Annotated in this window: 19 protein-coding genes and 1 riboswitch; of the genes, 17 read left to right on the forward strand and 2 right to left on the reverse strand. The window is 42.3% G+C overall.

Translation table 11 applies throughout. The features are described from left to right. The first annotated feature begins 14 nt into the window (after nucleotides 1-14). The 7 genes from I2E70_RS02075 to ilvD all read left to right on the forward strand — a co-directional run bounded on the left by I2E70_RS02075 (nucleotide 15) and on the right by ilvD (nucleotide 7863). Nucleotides 15-611 (forward strand): hypothetical protein, encoded by a 597-nt coding sequence (locus I2E70_RS02075; RefSeq protein WP_023918094.1) that lies wholly within the window; start codon nucleotides 15-17, stop codon nucleotides 609-611. Nucleotides 612-653: 42 nt separating this feature from the next. Next, a complete protein-coding gene (locus I2E70_RS02080; RefSeq protein WP_195327141.1) occupies nucleotides 654-1379 on the forward strand; it encodes an alpha/beta fold hydrolase in 726 nt (241 codons plus the stop codon). A gap of 182 nt (nucleotides 1380-1561) precedes the next feature. Beyond that, entirely contained in the window at nucleotides 1562-2545 is a 984-nt protein-coding gene (gene guaC, locus I2E70_RS02085) for a GMP reductase (protein WP_037599307.1), read from the forward strand. Then, a riboswitch (purine riboswitch) is annotated at nucleotides 2535-2630 on the forward strand. It overlaps the preceding gene by 11 nt. Nucleotides 2631-2720: 90 nt before the next feature. After that, nucleotides 2721-3302, forward strand: coding sequence for a xanthine phosphoribosyltransferase (locus I2E70_RS02090; RefSeq protein WP_045759435.1), 582 nt, complete (start codon nucleotides 2721-2723; stop codon nucleotides 3300-3302). Further along, nucleotides 3302-4564 carry a nucleobase:cation symporter-2 family protein gene (locus I2E70_RS02095; RefSeq protein WP_195423211.1) on the forward strand — a complete coding sequence of 421 codons (1263 nt, stop codon included), beginning with the start codon at nucleotides 3302-3304 and terminating at the stop codon, nucleotides 4562-4564. The genes I2E70_RS02090 and I2E70_RS02095 overlap by 1 nt, the downstream gene beginning before the upstream one ends. 110 nt (nucleotides 4565-4674) lie before the next feature. Continuing rightward, nucleotides 4675-6018 carry an MATE family efflux transporter gene (locus tag I2E70_RS02100; protein ID WP_195423213.1) on the forward strand — a complete coding sequence of 448 codons (1344 nt, stop codon included), beginning with the start codon at nucleotides 4675-4677 and terminating at the stop codon, nucleotides 6016-6018. Nucleotides 6019-6144: 126 nt separating this feature from the next. After that, a complete protein-coding gene (ilvD, locus tag I2E70_RS02105; RefSeq protein ID WP_195423216.1) occupies nucleotides 6145-7863 on the forward strand; it encodes a dihydroxy-acid dehydratase in 1719 nt (572 codons plus the stop codon). A 59-nt stretch (nucleotides 7864-7922) separates the two neighbouring features. Here ilvD and I2E70_RS02110 read toward each other — a convergent pair whose 3' ends face one another. Further along, on the reverse strand, nucleotides 7923-8105 hold the full coding sequence (locus I2E70_RS02110) for a 4-oxalocrotonate tautomerase (RefSeq protein WP_001117401.1): 183 nt from the start codon (nucleotides 8103-8105) through the stop codon (nucleotides 7923-7925). Between the two features lie 114 nt (nucleotides 8106-8219). On the opposite strand from I2E70_RS02110, the gene I2E70_RS02115 reads away from it, so the two are divergent. From I2E70_RS02115 to I2E70_RS02155, 9 genes are all read left to right on the forward strand, one after another. Further along, nucleotides 8220-8804, forward strand: a complete 585-nt coding sequence (locus I2E70_RS02115) for a thymidine kinase (RefSeq protein ID WP_195423218.1) — start codon at nucleotides 8220-8222, stop codon at nucleotides 8802-8804. Between the two features lie 21 nt (nucleotides 8805-8825). After that, entirely contained in the window at nucleotides 8826-9305 is a 480-nt protein-coding gene (locus I2E70_RS02120) for a GNAT family N-acetyltransferase (RefSeq protein ID WP_003012071.1), read from the forward strand. A 9-nt stretch (nucleotides 9306-9314) separates the two neighbouring features. Next, entirely contained in the window at nucleotides 9315-10394 is a 1080-nt protein-coding gene (gene prfA / locus I2E70_RS02125; protein ID WP_013903557.1) for a peptide chain release factor 1, read from the forward strand. Next, the gene (gene prmC / locus I2E70_RS02130; protein ID WP_195423220.1) at nucleotides 10394-11224 is read left to right on the forward strand and encodes a peptide chain release factor N(5)-glutamine methyltransferase; all 831 of its coding nucleotides are present in this window, start codon (nucleotides 10394-10396) and stop codon (nucleotides 11222-11224) included. Before prfA ends, prmC begins: the two co-directional genes overlap by 1 nt. After that, nucleotides 11217-11828, forward strand: a complete 612-nt coding sequence (locus tag I2E70_RS02135; protein WP_195423222.1) for an L-threonylcarbamoyladenylate synthase — start codon at nucleotides 11217-11219, stop codon at nucleotides 11826-11828. The genes prmC and I2E70_RS02135 overlap by 8 nt, the downstream gene beginning before the upstream one ends. 38 nt (nucleotides 11829-11866) lie before the next feature. Beyond that, on the forward strand, nucleotides 11867-13123 hold the full coding sequence (gene glyA / locus I2E70_RS02140) for a serine hydroxymethyltransferase (RefSeq protein WP_021153188.1): 1257 nt from the start codon (nucleotides 11867-11869) through the stop codon (nucleotides 13121-13123). A gap of 8 nt (nucleotides 13124-13131) precedes the next feature. Further along, nucleotides 13132-14106, forward strand: a complete 975-nt coding sequence (locus I2E70_RS02145; protein ID WP_195423224.1) for a nucleoid-associated protein — start codon at nucleotides 13132-13134, stop codon at nucleotides 14104-14106. Next, entirely contained in the window at nucleotides 14106-14708 is a 603-nt protein-coding gene (locus I2E70_RS02150; protein WP_003007284.1) for a lysozyme family protein, read from the forward strand. The genes I2E70_RS02145 and I2E70_RS02150 overlap by 1 nt, the downstream gene beginning before the upstream one ends. A 238-nt stretch (nucleotides 14709-14946) precedes the next feature. Next, a complete protein-coding gene (locus I2E70_RS02155) occupies nucleotides 14947-15957 on the forward strand; it encodes a DUF1002 domain-containing protein (RefSeq protein WP_070586199.1) in 1011 nt (336 codons plus the stop codon). Between the two features lie 191 nt (nucleotides 15958-16148). On the opposite strand, the gene guaA is transcribed toward I2E70_RS02155, so the two are convergent. Continuing rightward, nucleotides 16149-17714 carry a glutamine-hydrolyzing GMP synthase gene (gene guaA / locus I2E70_RS02160; RefSeq protein ID WP_003001420.1) on the reverse strand — a complete coding sequence of 522 codons (1566 nt, stop codon included), beginning with the start codon at nucleotides 17712-17714 and terminating at the stop codon, nucleotides 16149-16151. 128 nt (nucleotides 17715-17842) lie between these two features. Between guaA and I2E70_RS02165 the strand changes: the two genes are divergently transcribed. Then, nucleotides 17843-18541: a GntR family transcriptional regulator gene (locus tag I2E70_RS02165; protein ID WP_003007291.1), complete on the forward strand. Its 699-nt coding sequence runs from the start codon at nucleotides 17843-17845 to the stop codon at nucleotides 18539-18541. Nucleotides 18542-18748 lie beyond the last annotated feature (207 nt).

Raw genomic sequence — 18748 nt, forward strand, 5'->3', positions numbered from 1 at the left:
AGGAGGAGCGACTGATGAGCAGAAAGTGGGTAAAGATCATTGCTATTTTAATTTTCATCCTATCCGGTAGTTACTTTGTCTACAATAAACTAACGAAGCCGAATCTTGGACCGAAAACAACAAAGCTCTATAAGCATGGTTTTCTTTTGCTAGAAGAACAAATCGGAACCTACATCAAAGAACACTATACTGGGATTGAGAAGATTGAGTTCTCCCCAATCTACGTTACTGAAGAAGGGTCAACATTCTCAAATGCCTATGTGCGTCCGACGATCTATGACAAGTATGGAAATAAAGCTACTCTGGGAGATAAAATAAAGAAATTTATTCCATTAAGTTATGGATTGATTTCAGACATTGTTCTTGATTTTGATGGAGGTGGCAATGAAGTCATTGAGTTACTGGACTCAAATGGCAAACCTGTAGACGTTTCAAATGAGGAGCATTTGCCTAAGAGAGCTATACTCACAGAGGCAAGTAGTACAGATGAAAATATTGAATTATTAGTAGAAGATGGTCAGTTAATAGGAGTCGTAAAGGATGATAAAGGAAGCCCTGGTGCAGAAATTGTTTATAATACGGAACTCCATAAAGGAGACGCGAGAGAGTAGCGCTAACCAATGAAATAGAATGAAAAAGAAAGGACAAAACACATGCAGTATTATTTTATCGGTGGCCTAGGTGGTAATAGCTACCATCTGGCTCCACTAATGGATGAGCTAGGCTTTCCTGTGACCTTTCTAGATCCCTATAGGGAAATGATTCAGACAGAAAACGATCTTCGTGATTGGTTCCAAGGTCGGGTTGGCCAGGTGGGAGAAATCTGTTTATTGGGTCATTCCTTAGGTGGAGATTTGGCTCGTTATCTGGCTAGTGAGTTTCCTCAGATTCAGGCTTTGATTCTCCTGGATGGGGGGTATCTGGATATGGAAAAGATCCTGCCTCTTGAAGAAGAACTAGAAGGCACGTCGTCTTTCATGAAGCAACAAGTCTTTGCAACTTTAGAAGAAGCCGTGTTATCAGAACTTGGTGATGGAGAAGATCCTACTCCTATAGCGCGAAAAGCAGTAGAGGCTAGCTTTCGCTGGAATCCAGCAAGTGAACAATATGAATTAAATCTGGATCTCGAAAAGGTCATGGCCTTATTTCGTCTACGGCGTCAGATCAAGGCTTACCAAATTCCACTGGCAGACCTGCCTGTCCTCTTTATTGGACCTCGATACCAAGAAGAACCTGAATGGAGAAAAGAAGCTCTGAAGCAACTAGATCCCCAGATCAAGCAAGTTTTGCTAGATGCTTTGGGGCACGAACTGTATACAGAGGCGCCAGAAATTGTAGCTAGAGAAGTCAACAATTGGCTCCAAAATGTTCATAAATAAAACCTGTTTTCTTTTTTGAAACAGGTTTTTATCTTGTAATTTCCGAACGTTATTTCCTATAAAATCATTCCCATTGCATTAGGTCCGTATCTTTGGTATAATCTATCAAGGAAACGTCAAGAGACGTAGCGATGCGCTTGCGCATAGGTAGGTCAGTTTTTAGAAAAGAGATTTTTCAATCTATGTTAAATGAATTTCCTATTTTCGACTATGAAGATATTCAGTTGATTCCCAACAAATGTATCATCAATAGCCGGTCAGAAGCAGATACAACCGTCCAATTTGGAAAGCATACCTTCAAGCTTCCAGTCGTTCCGGCTAATATGCAGACGATCTTGGATGAGAGTGTAGCAGAGCAGTTGGCGCGTGGTGGGTATTTCTATATCATGCACCGGTTTGATGAAGCAGGTCGGATTCCTTTTGTCAAACGCATGCATGATCAAGGTTTGATCGCTTCCATTTCGGTTGGTGTTAAGGAATACGAATACGACTTTGTGAGTCAATTAAAGGCAGATGCGCCTGAGTACATCACTATTGATATCGCACACGGTCATGCGGATAGTGTCATTCGGATGATTCAACACATCAAGAAAGAATTGCCAGATACCTTTGTCATTGCTGGAAATGTTGGAACTCCTGAAGCTGTTCGTGAATTGGAAAATGCGGGAGCTGATGCGACTAAGGTCGGAATCGGCCCTGGTAAGGTTTGTATCACCAAAGTTAAGACTGGATTTGGTACAGGTGGTTGGCAATTGGCTGCTCTTCGCTGGTGCTCAAAAGCAGCTCGTAAGCCAATCATTGCGGACGGTGGTATTCGGACTCATGGTGATATTGCCAAATCGATTCGTTTCGGGGCGTCTATGGTCATGATCGGTTCTCTCTTTGCAGGACATATCGAAAGTCCTGGTAAAACAGTAGAGATTGATGGAGAGTCTTTCAAAGAGTACTATGGATCTGCTTCCGAGTACCAAAAAGGCGCTTATAAGAATGTCGAAGGTAAGAAGATTTTATTGCCTGCCAAGGGTCATTTGCAAGACACCTTAACGGAAATGGAACAAGATTTGCAAAGTTCGATCTCTTATGCAGGAGGCCGAAAATTAGCAGATTTGAAACACGTTGACTATGTGATCGTTAAGAATTCTATCTGGAATGGCGATGCACACTAATTGAATTACTTATTTATTTCACGAATGGGCGTGATGTTTCTACAAGGTGCCGGAACACCTAACAATAAGTAAGTCGGGATTATCTCTCTTTCTAGAGAGATTTCAAGGCTTGCTTAGCAGGCCTTTTTGTGTTTTGTGAATGAGTAGAGGATTTTTTAAAAAAGTAGGAGGAAGTATGAAATTACTTGAAGAGCGCATCTTAAAAGATGGCAATGTTTTAGGTGAGAGTATCCTCAAGGTGGACTCCTTTTTGACCCACCAAGTGGATTTCAAATTGATGAAAGAAATTGGTCAGACTTTTGCGGACCGGTTCAAAGATGCTGGTGTGACCAAAGTCGTGACCATTGAAGCATCTGGGATTGCACCTGCCCTTTATGTAGCTGAAGCACTGGATGTTCCCATGATCTTTGCTAAAAAGGCGAAAAACATCACGATGAATGAGGGCATCTTGACGGCTGAGGTTTATTCCTTTACCAAGCAAGTCACCAGCACAGTTTCGATTGCGGGTAAATTCTTGGATCCATCAGATAAGGTTTTGATCATTGACGATTTCCTTGCAAATGGCCAAGCAGCCAAAGGCTTGATTCAAATCATCGAACAAGCCGGGGCTCAAGTCGAAGCGATTGGGATTGTGATTGAAAAATCCTTCCAAGATGGACGGGGATTGTTAGAAGAGTTGGGATATCCAGTTGTATCCCTCGCACGTTTGGACCGTTTTGAAAATGGTCAGGTTGTATTCAAGGAGGCAGACATCTAATGCAAAAACAAGAAAGCCAATCACAGGCGGCCATTCTAGGCTTGCAACATCTTTTGGCCATGTATTCGGGATCTATTTTGGTGCCGATCATGATCGCAGGAGCTTTGGGCTATAACGCTCATCAACTAACCTACCTCATCTCTACAGATATCTTCATGTGTGGGGTCGCAACTTTCCTTCAAGTGCAGCTCAATAAATACTTTGGGATCGGTCTTCCGGTAGTCCTTGGGGTTGCCTTCCAGTCGGTAGCACCTCTTAGCATGATCGGAGCTAGCCATGGTAGTGGGGCTATGTTTGGTGCCTTGATTATTTCAGGGATTTATGTCATCCTTGTCTCTGGTTTCTTCTCTAAGATTGCCAACCTCTTTCCATCTATTGTAACGGGATCCGTTATTACAACCATTGGTTTGACCTTGATTCCAGTAGCGATCGGAAATATGGGAAATAATGCGCCAAAACCAACCGTTCAAAGCTTGATTTTAGCTGTGGTGACTATTCTCATCATTTTAGTTGTTAATATCTATACGACTGGTTTTATTAAATCCATTTCAATTTTGATTGGTTTGATCGCAGGTACTGCCATTGCGGCTTCTATGGGCTTGGTAGACTTCACACCTGTAGCTCAAGCACCAGTCGTTCACGTTCCAACACCTTTCTTCTTTGGAGCTCCTAAGTTTGAAATCACCTCCATCTTAATGATGTGTATTATCGCGACGGTTTCCATGGTTGAATCAACAGGTGTCTATCTTGCTCTTTCTGATATTACCAAAGATCCAATTAATAGCACGCGCCTTCGCAATGGGTACCGCGCTGAAGGGTTGGCCGTTCTCCTCGGTGGTATCTTCAACACCTTCCCTTACACTGGATTCTCACAAAACGTTGGCTTGGTGAAATTGTCTGGTATCAAGACTCGTCTCCCAATCTATTATGCGGCTGGTTTCCTTGTTCTTCTTGGTCTCCTTCCTAAGTTTGGAGCTTTGGCCCAAATCATTCCAAGTCCAGTTCTTGGGGGAGCGATGCTGGTCATGTTTGGTTTTGTATCGATTCAAGGGATGCAGATCCTTGCGCGTGTTGATTTTGAACACAATGAGCACAATTTCTTGATCGCTGCTGTATCGATTGCTGCAGGGGTTGGTTTGAACAACAGCACCCTCTTCAATGGCCTTCCAACAGGATTCCAAATGTTCTTTGCAAACGGAATTGTCGTTGCCAGTGTCTTAGCGATCGTTCTCAATGCTATTTTAAACCGCAATAAACACTAATCTCACATGAACCGGAGGTCCTTGGATCTTCGGTTTTTTTGACTTTTAAGGAAACATATAGTAGAGTGGAAGAGGAGAGAATCTTATTTGATGAGAAGAGAGTTAGAATCATGTATTTAACCTATCACTTTAAAGAGCGCTTGCGCTTGTTTTTGAGTTTATTTTTGCCGATTTTAATCTACCAATTGGCCAATTATTCAGCCAGCTTTGTCGATACAGCCATGACCGGTCAGTACCGGACCCTTGATTTGGCTGGTGTTTCTACAGCTACCAGTCTGTGGAATCCATTTTTTACTTTCCTGACAGGGATTGTCTCTGCGCTGACACCGATTGTTGGGCATCATTTAGGCAAGGGAAATAAAGAACGGATTGCTGGCGATTTTTACCAATTCCTCTATCTGTCATTTGGTATGGCCATTCTCTTAATAGGCTTTGTTTGGGGGATTGCACCCATGATTCTCAAGCAGATCGGCTTAGAAAATGTTGTTGCTCAAATAGCCATTCGCTACTTATATTTCCTTTCTCTAGGAATCTTACCTTTGTTGCTCTTTAGTATCGTGCGGACCTTCCTCGATACCTTGGGCATGACGCGTCTATCCATGTACTTGATGCTCTTGCTTTTGCCTCTCAATGCTTGTTTTAACTATATCCTGATCTATGGAGCATTTGGTTTTCCTGAAATGGGGGGAGCAGGAGCAGGTCTTGGAACCTCTCTGGCCTACTGGGTCTTGCTGGCTATTGCGGTTTTGATCTTGTGCAAGCACCCTAAGGTAGCACCTTTCCAATTGTGGAAGCCGCAGCCTTATGATTTTAAAGGGATGAAAGAAGTATTGCGCCTTGGGCTTCCAATCGGTGGAATTGTTTTTGCAGAAGTCATCATCTTCTCGCTGGTTGGTTTGTTAATGGCAAAATTCCCATCACTGACCATTGCGAGCCACCAATCAGCCATGAATTTTTCAACCCTGATGTATGCTTTCCCGGTTAGTATCTCCAGTACCATGGCGATTATCGTTTCTTATGAACTGGGAGCAGGAAGACCAGAAGTGGTCAAACAATATTGTCGTTTGGGCCGGCTGACAGCCTTTGGCTTTGCGATTGTCACTCTCGTCTTTCTCTATACATTCCGTTTACAACTAGCTGGGCTATATGGCAAGGATCCAGTCTTTGTGCAACAAACAGCGATTTTCATGACCTATAGCCTCTTTTTCCAAGTGGCTGATACTTTTGCAGCACCTCTACAAGGGATTTTGCGGGGCTATAAGGATACAACCGTTCCATTCTTATTAGGTGTCTTTAGTTATTGGTGCATCTCTATCCCGCTAGGGATTTTCCTTGACCATGTGACTAACTTGGGTCCCTATGCTTATTGGATCGGCCTTATTTCTAGCCTTGTCGTGAGTGGAATTTGTTACCAACTTCGGCTCTGGCAGATCGAAAAAAAACAAACAAACTAAAATAAAGTCTGGGAAACCAGGCTTTTTATGTACCGTGAATATTATAAATTTTCTGAAAGTTCTTGACAATTGATGTCAAAGTGGTAAGATTAGGAGGTAGAAATGAAGAACTAGAAGGAGAACAAGATGAGAAGTGATATGATCAAAATGGGGATCGACCGAGCACCAGCGCGTGGTCTCCTCTATGCAACAGGGCAAGTAAAATCAGCAAAGGATATGCAAAAGCCCTTTATTGCCATTTGTAACTCCTATATTGATATCGTTCCAGGCCATGTTCACTTGCGTGAATTAGCAGATGTTGCCAAGGAAGCTATTCGCGAGGCTGGTGGGATTCCTTTTGAATTTAACACAATCGGTGTCGATGATGGGATTGCGATGGGTCATATCGGGATGCGTTATAGTTTGCCGTCTCGTGAGTTGATCGCAGATGCTGCTGAAACGGTCATCAATGCCCACTGGTTTGATGGTGTTTTCTATATTCCTAACTGTGATAAGATTACACCAGGAATGATTTTAGCAGCCATGCGGACCAATGTGCCTGCTGTATTTTGTTCTGGTGGACCCATGAAGGGTGGCGTTGACATGACGGGGCATCAGGCGACTCTCTCAAGTTTGTTTGAAGCTGTAGGTACTTATCAAGCTGGTGATATGAGCATGGATGAGCTGGATTTCTTGGAAAAAAATGCCTGTCCAACTTGTGGTTCTTGCTCTGGTATGTTTACTGCCAATTCCATGAACTGTTTGATGGAAGTATTAGGCCTTGCTCTTCCTGGAAATGGTACCATCCTAGCTGTTTCAGATGAACGCCGCGAATTGGTTCGCCAAGCGGCCAAACAATTGGTAGAGAATATTAAAAAGGATATTCGTCCACGGGATATCGTGACCAAGGAGGCCATCGACGATGCATTTGCGCTCGATATGGCCATGGGTGGTTCTACCAATACTGTGCTTCATACACTGGCTATTGCGCGTGAAGCAGGGATTGACTATGATCTCAAAGATATCAACGAGATTGCCAAGAAGACACCTTATCTTTCTAAAATTGCCCCTTCAAGTATTTATACTATGCATGACGTGCATGAAGCTGGTGGTGTTCCAGCCATTATCAATCAGTTGATCAAAAAAGGAGCCATCAAGGGTGATCGTATCACAGTTACTGGTAAAACCTTGAAAGAAAACGTAGCTGGTGCTGAAATCAAAAATGAAGAAATTATCCATCCAATCGAGCATCCTATTTCACCTGTAGGCGGTTTGTCGATCCTTTACGGAAATATCGCTCAGGATGGGGCTGTTATCAAGGTCGGTGGGGTCGATCCATCTGTGACCACTTTCCGTGGTAAAGCTATTTGTTGCGATTCACAAGATCAAGCCCTTGAGTTGATTGACAATGGAACAGTCAAGAAGGGCCATGTCGTTGTCATTCGTTACGAGGGTCCTCAGGGTGGTCCTGGTATGCCAGAGATGTTGGCACCAACTTCTAAGATTGTCGGACGCGGTCTTGGTAAGGATGTGGCACTGATTACGGATGGTCGTTTCTCAGGAGCTACTCGTGGGATTGCTATTGGTCACGTTTCTCCAGAAGCAGCAGAAGGTGGAAATATCGCCTTGATTGAAGATGGGGATGAAATCGTGATCGATCTTCCAAATCGTACCATTGATTTGCTTGTTGATGATGCAACCCTTGCAGAACGTCGCAAATATTTGAAACCTTTCAAATCAAAAATTTCCAGCGGTTGGTTACGTCGCTATACAGCCTTTGCCAAATCAGCCAATGTCGGTGGAACCTTGATGAGTGACGAAGAATTCGAAGAACGGAAAGCAGAACGTCAAGCCCAAGAAAAATAAGAAAAAACCTTTCCTGCTATGTGATATCACAAGCAAGAAAGGCTTTTTTAGTGGAACCATTATTTGGTGCGCATTTCACCTTGAGGAAAGTAGGTTCCTTCAGGCATATCATTAATGATAACGTGAACAGCTGACTGAGGAGCGCCAGTATTGCGGACAACAGCTTCGGTTACTTCCTTGGCCAAGGCTTTCTTTTGTTCCAATGTGCGTCCTTCAAATAGGTCAATTCGTACAAATGGCATATGGCCACCTCCTAAATTTTTTATAGGACTATTTTATCACATTTTGGGATACAAAGCTTAGCAAAATTATGGTAAAATGATAATGAAACACATTTTAGAGAGAACAAAAGGAAAATGGCACAATTATATTATAAATATGGGACCATGAACTCGGGGAAAACCATTGAGATTTTGAAGGTGGCCCATAATTATGAAGAGCAAGGCAAGAGCGTCGTTATCATGACCTCAGCAATCGATACACGAGATGGAGTAGGAGTGGTTTCTAGCCGGATCGGTATGAAACAGGAAGCTATTGCAATTGAAGACGATACGGATATCTTTGGCTTTATTAAAAACCAAGCAATCAAACCCTACTGTGTCTTGATCGATGAAGCTCAGTTTTTGAAACGCCACCATGTCTATGACTTGGCAAGAGTCGTGGATGAACTGGATGTGCCGGTTATGGCTTTTGGCCTCAAAAATGATTTCCGAAATGAACTCTTTGAAGGTTCCAAACATCTCCTCTTGTTAGCCGACAAGATCGAGGAGATCAAAACCATCTGCCAATACTGTTCCCGCAAGGCAACCATGGTCTTGCGTACCCAAGCGGGTAAACCTGTCTATGATGGAGAGCAGATCCAGATCGGTGGACACGAGACCTATATCTCCGTTTGCCGCAAACATTATTTTAATCCAGATATACCAACTGAAAGAGTCTAGAACGTTTTAGAGAGGATAATAATGTCTATTTGTTTAAAAGATATTACAATAGAGAATTATTTTGACGTTTTAAATCTAGAAGTTCATCCAAACCAAAGGAATTTTATTGCATCCAATTCCATTAGTTTAGCTGAAGCCTATGTATATGATAAAAATGGTGATTTTATAGCTCCCTTAGCAGTTTATGATAAGGAAGTATTAGTTGGTTTTGTTATGATTGCCTATGACCAGAAAATTGGGATCAGCAAGGGGAATTACTTGTTATTTCGTTTTATGATCGATAAACGATTTCAAGGTTTAGGCTATTTTAAACCGACTATGGATGCAGTCATTGACTTTGTTCGAACAGAGCCAGCTGGAAAAGCAACAAGTCTTTGGTTATCTTATGAACCGGAAAATAATCAAGCGAGATCTTGCTATCTCCATTATGGATTTAAAGAAACTGGCGAAGTCATAGAAGACGAAATTGTAGCAATCTATGATCTAACAACCAAGAATTAAGGAGCAAACATGAATATCTATGATCAACTACAAGCTGTAGAAGACCGATACGAAGAGTTAGGAGAGTTATTGAGTGACCCAGATGTGGTCTCTGATACCAAACGCTTTATGGAGCTTTCAAAAGAAGAGGCTTCCACTCGTGATACGGTGACAGCATACCGTGAGTACAAGCAAGTCCTTCAAAACATTGTTGACGCTGAAGAAATGATTAAGGAAGCAGGCGACGATGCGGACTTGGAAGAAATGGCCAAGCAAGAGCTTAAGGATGCTAAGGCTGAAAAAGAAGAGTACGAAGAAAAACTGAAGATCTTACTTCTTCCAAAAGATCCAAACGATGACAAGAACATTATCTTGGAAATCCGTGGGGCAGCAGGAGGAGACGAAGCACAATTGTTTGCTGGCGACCTCTTACAAATGTACCAAAAATACGCGGAAAGCCAAGGCTGGCGCTTTGAAGTCATGGAAGCTTCCTACAATGGCGTTGGTGGGATCAAAGAAGTCGTAGCCATGGTTTCTGGTCAATCAGTTTATTCAAAACTCAAGTATGAATCTGGTGCCCACCGGGTGCAACGGGTTCCTGTGACAGAAAGCCAAGGTCGTGTCCATACCTCTACAGCAACCGTTCTGGTCATGCCAGAAATCGAAGAAGTCGAGTACGACATTGATCCAAAAGACCTTCGGATTGACATCTACCACGCATCTGGTGCGGGTGGACAGAACGTCAATAAGGTCGCTACAGCCGTTCGAATCGTCCACTTGCCAACCAATATCAAGGTAGAGATGCAGGAAGAACGGACGCAACAGAAGAACCGTGAAAAAGCCATGAAGATCATCCGTGCGCGTGTGGCTGACCACTTTGCTCAGATTGCCCAAGACGAGCAAGATGCTGAGCGGAAGTCTACTATCGGGACTGGTGATCGTTCAGAGCGGATCCGGACTTACAACTTCCCTCAAAACCGTGTGACTGATCACCGGATTGGCTTGACCCTTCAAAAATTGGACACCATCTTATCTGGTAAATTAGATGAAGTGGTCGATGCTTTGGTCTTGTATGATCAAACTCAAAAATTAGAAGAGTTGAATAAATAATGTTGTTGGGATCATTATTAGCCCAGTATGAAGAAGAATTAATAGCCGTCGGAGAGGAAGCAGAAAGCCTCTCCTTCGCATATCGTGCTTTAAAAAACTGGACCTTTACAGACTTTGTCCTTGCTTTGCAAAAAGAAGTGGAAGTAGAGGATCAGGCCTTGCTTGATTCCATTTTTGAACAGTTGAAACATCACGTCCCTGCCCAGTATATTATTGGTAGTGCAGAATTCTGTGGCCATGTTTTTACAGTGGATGAGCGCGTGCTGATTCCACGACCAGAGACAGAGGAGTTGGTGGCATTCATTCTCGAAGAAAACGATGAGAAAGCCTTACGAGTTCTGGATATTGGTACAGGAAGTGGGGCCATTGCGATTAGCTTAGCCCTTGCTAGACCTACCTGGCAGGTTCAAGCTAGTGATGTCTCAGAAGAGGCTTTAGCCCTAGCTCAAGAAAATGCCAAGCAATTAGAAGCTGTCCTTGAATTCAAGTCGTCAGATGTACTGGACGAACTAGAAGGTCCTTATGACCTGATAGTGTCCAACCCTCCCTATATCTCCCGGGATGATGTAGAAGAGGTTGGAGCCAATGTTTTAGCCTCTGAACCCCACTTAGCTCTCTTTGCAGACCGTGATGGATATGCCATCTACGAAAAGATTGCCCAGCAAGCACCAAGTGTTTTAACACCAGACGGAAAGATCTATCTAGAAATTGGCTATAAGCAAGGAGCCAAAGTAAAAGAGCTCTTTCGAGAAGCGTTTCCTGACAAACGAGTTCGAGTTCTGAAAGACCAATTTGGACAAGAAAGAATGGTAGTAGTAGACAATGGATAACATTGAGAAAGAATTAGAAGCAGGCCGTGCGGTTATTCTGCCAACTGAAACAGTCTATGGTATTTTCGCTAAAGCTTTGGACCAAGAGGCAGTTGATTATATTTACGAATTAAAACGTAGACCTAGAGACAAGGCTCTGAATTTAAATGTAGCCGATGAAAAAACGATTCGAATTTATTCGAAAAATCAACCCAGCTATTTAACAAAACTGATTCATTCATTTTTACCTGGGCCTCTAACTATTATTCTTCAAGCGAATGAAAAGGTACCTAACTGGATTCATTCAGGATTGGATACAGTTGGTTTCCGTATACCGGCTCACCCAAAGACATTGGATTTAATTCGTAAATTCGGCCCTTTGGTTGGTCCCTCGGCCAATCTTTCAGGTCATGCAAGTGGAACAAAATATAGGGCTATTGTAAGCGAATTTGATCAAGTGGTTCCTGGTATAGAGGATGATGACTTTCTGACAGGCCAAGATTCAACTATTTTGGATATCTCTAGTTCCAAATCCAGGATTTTGCGGCAAGGTTCTATTACAAAAGCTGATTTGCTTGCACAAGTGCCGGAGCTTTCTTTTGAGGAAGATGAACTTCCTCAGTGATAATGTACATAAATAATTTTTTATAAAGGAGTAGACCGATGATTTTTGATAAAGAAGATTACAAAGCTTATGATGCAGACCTATGGAATGCGATCGCTAAAGAGGAAGAGCGTCAACAAAACAATATTGAGTTGATTGCTTCTGAAAATGTTGTCTCTAAGGCAGTGATGGCTGCTCAAGGGTCTATTCTGACAAATAAATATGCCGAAGGCTATCCTGGTCGTCGTTACTATGGCGGGACAGATGTGGTCGATGTGGTCGAAAGTCTCGCGATCGAACGGGCCAAAGAAATCTTTGGCGCTAAATTTGCGAACGTTCAACCGCATTCAGGAAGTCAGGCAAACTGTGCTGCCTATATGGCCTTGATTGAGCCTGGTGATACCGTCATGGGGATGGATCTAGCTGCCGGTGGGCATTTGACGCACGGAGCTTCTGTGAGCTTCTCTGGTCAAACCTATAACTTTGTGTCCTATAGTGTAGATCCTGAAACAGAGCTCTTGGATTTTGATGCCATCCTAAAACAAGCCCAAGAAGTGAAGCCAAAACTCATCGTTGCTGGTGCCTCAGCCTACTCTCATATCATTGATTTCTCTAAATTCCGTGAGATTGCAGATGCAGTAGGAGCTAAGCTCATGGTTGACATGGCCCATATTGCTGGTCTCGTGGCAGCGGGTCTTCATCCAAGTCCAGTTCCTTATGCCCATATCACGACTACGACCACTCACAAGACCCTTCGTGGACCTCGTGGAGGTCTGATCTTGACCAATGACGAGGAATTAGCTAAGAAAATAAACTCTGCTATTTTCCCTGGTATTCAAGGAGGACCGTTGGAACATGTCATTGCAGCCAAAGCTGTCGCTTTCAAAGAAGCGCTGGATCCTGCCTTTAAAGAGTATGCAGCTAACGTGATTAAGAACAGTCAGGCCATGGCTGATGTCTTCTTGCAAGATCCAGATTTCCGCGTTATTTCAGGCGGAACAGAGAACCACCTTTTCCTTGTCGACGTCACTAAAGTCGTTGAAAACGGAAAAGTGGCGCAAAACTTGTTGGATGAAGTCAATATCACCCTCAACAAGAACTCTATTCCTTATGAAACCTTGTCTCCATTTAAGACCAGTGGGATTCGGATTGGTGCAGCAGCCATCACTGCTCGTGGTTTTGGTGAAAAAGAAAGTCGCACCGTTGCTGAACTGATGATCAAAGCGCTGAAGAATGCGGACAATCAAGAAGTATTAGACGAAGTGCGTAGCCAAGTCAAAGCCTTGACAGACGCCTTTCCACTTTACGAGGACTAAACCATCTTATGGATATTTACGTAAAAAAAGCCATCATTCATCAATTTAGCCCCGACGATACCGATCTCTATCTGGCAGATAAATTTCTCAATATCACGCCTAAAATTGAGGAATACTTGCGTAAAAAGATTGAACGGGTTTATTCTGATGAAGCCAGGACCGGTATTTTCGAAGAGGACAATCCTTTTCTTGAGATGATTTCAGATGATCTGATAGAAACATCGGTCGCAGTAGCGAATCGCTGGAAGGAAGAATTTGTCGTCTCTGAGAATCAAAAGACCAACGATTTGGTGTTCATTCAATTCTCAAAAGAAGGGGTGGACCATTTTGCCTTTCTTCGGATCGCCTTACGGGAAACCTTGACGCATCTTGGCGGTGAAGTGGACAATCCGATTAAGCTGACGCAAAATAATCTACCTGGTTTTGGGACTGGTGCAGATGAAGCTTTGGTCATCAATCTTCAAAACCGCAAATACCACTTGATTGAAAAACGGATCAAGTACAACGGGACGTTCTTAAATTATTTTTCTGAGAATCTGTTGCAGGCCCAACCCAAGATCTCTCCTAAAAAATCGATCAAGGCACTAGAAAAAACAGCTCAGAAAATTGCGGAAAGCTTTAACACAGATGATTTTCAATTTCAATCAAAGGTTAAATCAGCTATTTTTAACCATATTGAGGAAGAAAATAAACTCTCTCCTGAGAAATTAGCGGATGATCTCTTCGACGACAATCTAACAGCTCGCCTTAGTTTTATTGACCAAGTTAAAGAAGCTGTACCAGAGCCTGTCACCTTTGAAGAGATTGATGCAAGTCGCCAGTTGAAGAAGTTCGAAAATCAGAAATTGTCATTGTCAAATGGAATTGAACTGATCGTTCCGAATAATGTCTATGAAGATGCAGAATCTGTTGAATTTATTCTAAACGATAACGGGACCTATTCTATTTTGATCAAAAATATTGAGGATATACAGAGTAAATAATGATTAAACGTATAGTGAAGATCTTCTTATTCATCTTACTAATATTTGGAATCTACAAGGGAATTCAGATCCATCATGACGTCAAACAAGTCATGCAGTACCGCTCCCTGGTTAGAGAAGTCCTTGCTGAAGAGGACACCACGGCCAATGAAAATCTCATTCTTGCTATGATCTATACTGAGACCAAAGGCAGAGAAGACGATGTCATGCAGGCGAGTGAGAGTGCAAGTGGTGAGACCAATACTATTAGTGATAATAAGGCCAGTATTCGCCAAGGAATTCAAACTCTTTCAGATGAGTTAAAAGAAGCTAAGAAAAAAGGCGTTGATAGCTGGACAGCGGTTCAAGCCTATAATTTTGGGAAAGACTACATCGATTACGTCGCAAAACACGGTGGAACAAATTCCCTAGAGTTGGCCCGCGCTTATTCACGGGATGTAGTAGCACCAAGTCTTGGCAATGTAACCGGTGAAACTTATCTTTACCTCCACCCTATCTCTCTTTTAAACGGGATGGAACTCTACATTAATGGGGGTAACATTTATTATTCCCGTTTAGTAGAAACCAATATGACGATTATGAAGTTATTTTCATGGTTTTAATCATTTTCCAGAGAGCCGATTGGCTCTTTTTTTAGCTGATCAGTTCTGCCTCCGATTTTGAGGGATAATAAAAATGTCATGCATTCTTAAAAGAACTGTAAGCTAGTTTTAAGAAATCAACTGTATAATGAAAATCGAAGTGGGTAATCTCTTTATTTACTTCTTTTTTCATCTCTAGTGAGGTGAGAAAGGTAATATGAGATGCCCAGAGTTGATTTGAGTTAGAAAGAAGAAAAAGATGAAATTAAAGAAGATTGCATTGTTTGTAACGACGACTTTGGCCTTGTTTACCGCTATCCCGCGAGTTTCCGCAGATAGCAATGTGCAGAAAGTCATTGATGAAACCTATGTCAAGCCAGACTATGTTTTGGGCTATTCGCTGGACCAAAGTCAAATCGAACAAACCTTAAGTCTCTTGAACTACGATAGTTCGAAAGATAAAGAGGAGTGGAAGACCATGACACCAGAGGTTTATTCTTCGATTATGAACGTTGCCAACGATGATAGTTTGGAACTTTATTCCTCTGTCAAAATTCAAAAATTAGGCAAAAATAAGCCACTAGAAGTCAATATCGTGACACCTCAAAATATCACCAAGGTCACTGCAGATATGTATCGTAATGCAGCCGTTACACTTGGATTGGAGCATGCTCAAATTACAGTAGCTTCCCCTATCCAAGTGACCGGAGAAAGTGCCTTGGCTGGGATCTATTACTCGCTTGAGAAAAATGGTGCCAAAGTTTCTCAAGAAAGCAAGGATCTAGCCCAAGAAGAGTTAAAGACTCTATCCGGAATCAATGAAGAAAACGCGGGTAAGAAAAACTTCGATGCGGATAAGTTAAACGTAGCATTGACCGACATTAAAACAGCAGTAGCCAATGCCAAACAGAACAATCAGGATTTAAGCAAGGATGATATTCGAAAGATCGTCGAAGAAATCCTGAAAAATTATAAGCTGGATACAACTGTGACAGGTGATCAGATTAATTTGATCGTGAATTTCGCAGTCAACCTCTCAAAGAGTAGTGTTATCAGTAGCAAAAGCTTTACTAAAACCTTGTCGGACTTGAAAGATAGTATCGTAGACAAGGCAGGCGATACCTTTAATAATATCAATCTCAATTTTGATACAAATGCTATTCTAAAAGACAGTGGAAACTTCTTCACAAATGCGTGGAATGCCATTGCTGGCTTCTTCGGAGCCATCTGGAATGCCATTGTCAAATTCTTTAGTGGTTTAGTTGGCTAAAAATAGCACGAAAGCACTGCAGACAATAAGTCAGAGTGCTTTTTGTGTGTTTAATGATTCTTATATTTTATAAGACATTTTTAGGGTTGCTAAATTCTAATTTTAAGCTAGTGAAAAAAAGGTCCCCTGGACCTTAAAACTCGCTTTGCTAATTTTTGGCTCGTGAAAAAAAGGTCCCCTGGACCTTTTTTTTATTCCCACTCTACAGTTGCAGGTGGTTTGCTTGTGATATCGTAGACGATGCGGTTGACGTGGTCAACTTCGTTTACGATACGGACTGAGATTTTTTGGAGGACTTCCCATGGAATCTTCGCAAAGTCAGCTGTCATTCCATCGATAGAAGTGATCGCACGGATGGCAATAGTGTAGTCGTAGGTACGGCCATCACCCATAACCCCAACAGAACGAACGCCTGTGTTGACAGTGAAGTATTGCCAGATATCGCGGTCAAGACCAGCTTTGGCGATTTCTTCACGGAGGATAGCGTCTGATTCACGAACGGTTTCGAGTTTTTCTTCAGTGATTTCTCCCATAACACGGATGGCAAGACCTGGGCCTGGGAATGGTTGGCGCCATACGATGTGGTCTGGCATACCAAGCTCAGTACCAAGCGCACGAACTTCATCTTTATAAAGAGTGTTGAGTGGCTCGATCAGTTCAAACTGCATATCTTCTGGAAGTCCACCAACGTTGTGGTGAGACTTGATGGTTTGAGCAGTATCCGTACCAGACTCGATCACGTCAGTGTAGAGAGTTCCTTGTGCCAAGAATTTCACATCTTTGAGCTTACTTGCTTCGTCATCAAAGACATAAACAAACTCGTTACCAATGATCTTCCGTTTTTTCTCAGGATCAGATACTCCAGCTAACTTATCAAGGAAACGTTTTGCAGCATCTGCTTTGACAATGTTCAAACCAAACTTGCCACCAAGCATCTCCATCACTTGATCGGCTTCTCCTTTACGAAGAAGACCGTGGTCTACAAAGATACAGATCAATTGATCGCCGATGGCTTTTTGAAGGAGAACCCCAACAACGGAAGAGTCAACACCACCTGAAAGACCAAGAAGGACACGTTTGTCTCCGACGGTTTCACGGATTTTTTTGATCTGCATGTCAATGAAGTTGTCCATGGTCCAGTCACCTTTAGCCCCACAGATGTTCAAGGCAAAGTTACGCAAGATGTCATAACCGTGAACAGAGTGACGAACCTCAGGGTGGAATTGGATTCCGTAGATTTTCTTGTCTGGATTTTCAATCGATGCAAATGGACAGTCAGCAGAAGTACCAGTGCGGATAAAGTCAGCCGGAATTTCTGTAACAGCATCTCCATGGCTCATCAAGACTAATTGTTTGTCTGGTGTACCGGCAAAAAGAGCAGAAGACTCTGTCAAAGTCAATTCAGATTGACCATATTCGCGGTTACCAGCATCACCTGCAGGAACGACCTTCCCGCCCAATTTATGGGTCAATAATTGCATCCCGTAACAGATTCCAAGGATTGGAATACCGAGTTCGAAAATTTCAGGATCGATATCAAAAGAGCCTTCCTCGTATACAGAGTTTGGTCCGCCTGAAAGAACGATCCCGACTGGATTGATTGCACGAACTTCATCAGCAGAAATCTTGTGGCTCTTCAACTCTGAGAAGACACCAATTTCACGAATACGCCGTGAAATAAGCTGATTGTATTGGCTACCGTAGTCAAGCACAATGATTTTTTCAACATCATGCAAATCAGTTGATAGGTTTGTCATCTTATCCCCTTCTTAAAGAAATTTACTTTCCTCTATTCTAACACAAAAGCCTTGTCTTTACCAATCTCTGATTGAAGAATTAGGAATTTTACGCTACAATAGAGATAACACAGAGAAAGAGCAAGGTTATGATTCCAGCTTATATTCAAATTCATGATCAGATTAAGTCTGAGATTGATCAAAAAATATGGAAAATCGGGGAGCGTCTTCCCAGCGAACGCGATCTAGCTGAGAAATTTCAAGTGAGTCGGATGACGCTTAGGCAGGCTATTACCCTTCTGGTTGAAGAAGGAGTGCTTGAAAGACGTGTAGGAAGTGGTACCTTTATCACCAGCACGCGCGTTCAAGAAAAAATGCGGGGCACAACCAGTTTTACAGAGATTATGAAATCGCAAGGCAAGGAACCTTCTAGCCAAGTGATTTCTTACCGGAAAACCATTCCTAGCCTCCAAGAAGTGGACAAATTGGGCATTGATAAGACAGAAACCATCATTCGGATGGAGCGGGTCCGGTATGCCGATGGGATCCCTGTTGTTTATGAAGTGGCCTCTATTCCAGAGAAATTTATTAAGAATTTCAATCGTGAAGAGGTTACCAGCCATTTCTTCCAAACCTTGGAGCGTCATGGCTATAAGATTGGAAAGTCGCACCAGACCATCTATGCGCGATTGGCCAAGGATAAGATTGCGGAGTACTTACAGATTTCAAAAGGGCAGGCTATTTTAGGTCTGACACAGGTTTCCTATTTTGAAGATGGGACGGCTTTTGAGTATGTAAAAAGTCAGTATGTCGGTGAGCGGTTCGAATTTTATTTGGAAAATAACTAAGCTCGCAATTCACAGTAATAAAAAAACTCTTCAAATGTTTGGGAGACTTTCTCTCTTTGGCATTTGGGAGCTTTTTTAGGTTGAAGACATTCTTTCTAAATAGTGATAGTAAAGGCAAAATGGAAATATTTTAAAAAAAATTAAAAAAATTTTTATTTTTTCTTCAATTTTTGATTTTTTTTACGAATTAATAGATAGAAGCAGGTT

The sequence above is a fragment of the Streptococcus parasanguinis genome (assembly GCF_015556095.1).
GTDB classification, from domain to species: domain Bacteria; phylum Bacillota; class Bacilli; order Lactobacillales; family Streptococcaceae; genus Streptococcus; species Streptococcus parasanguinis_Q.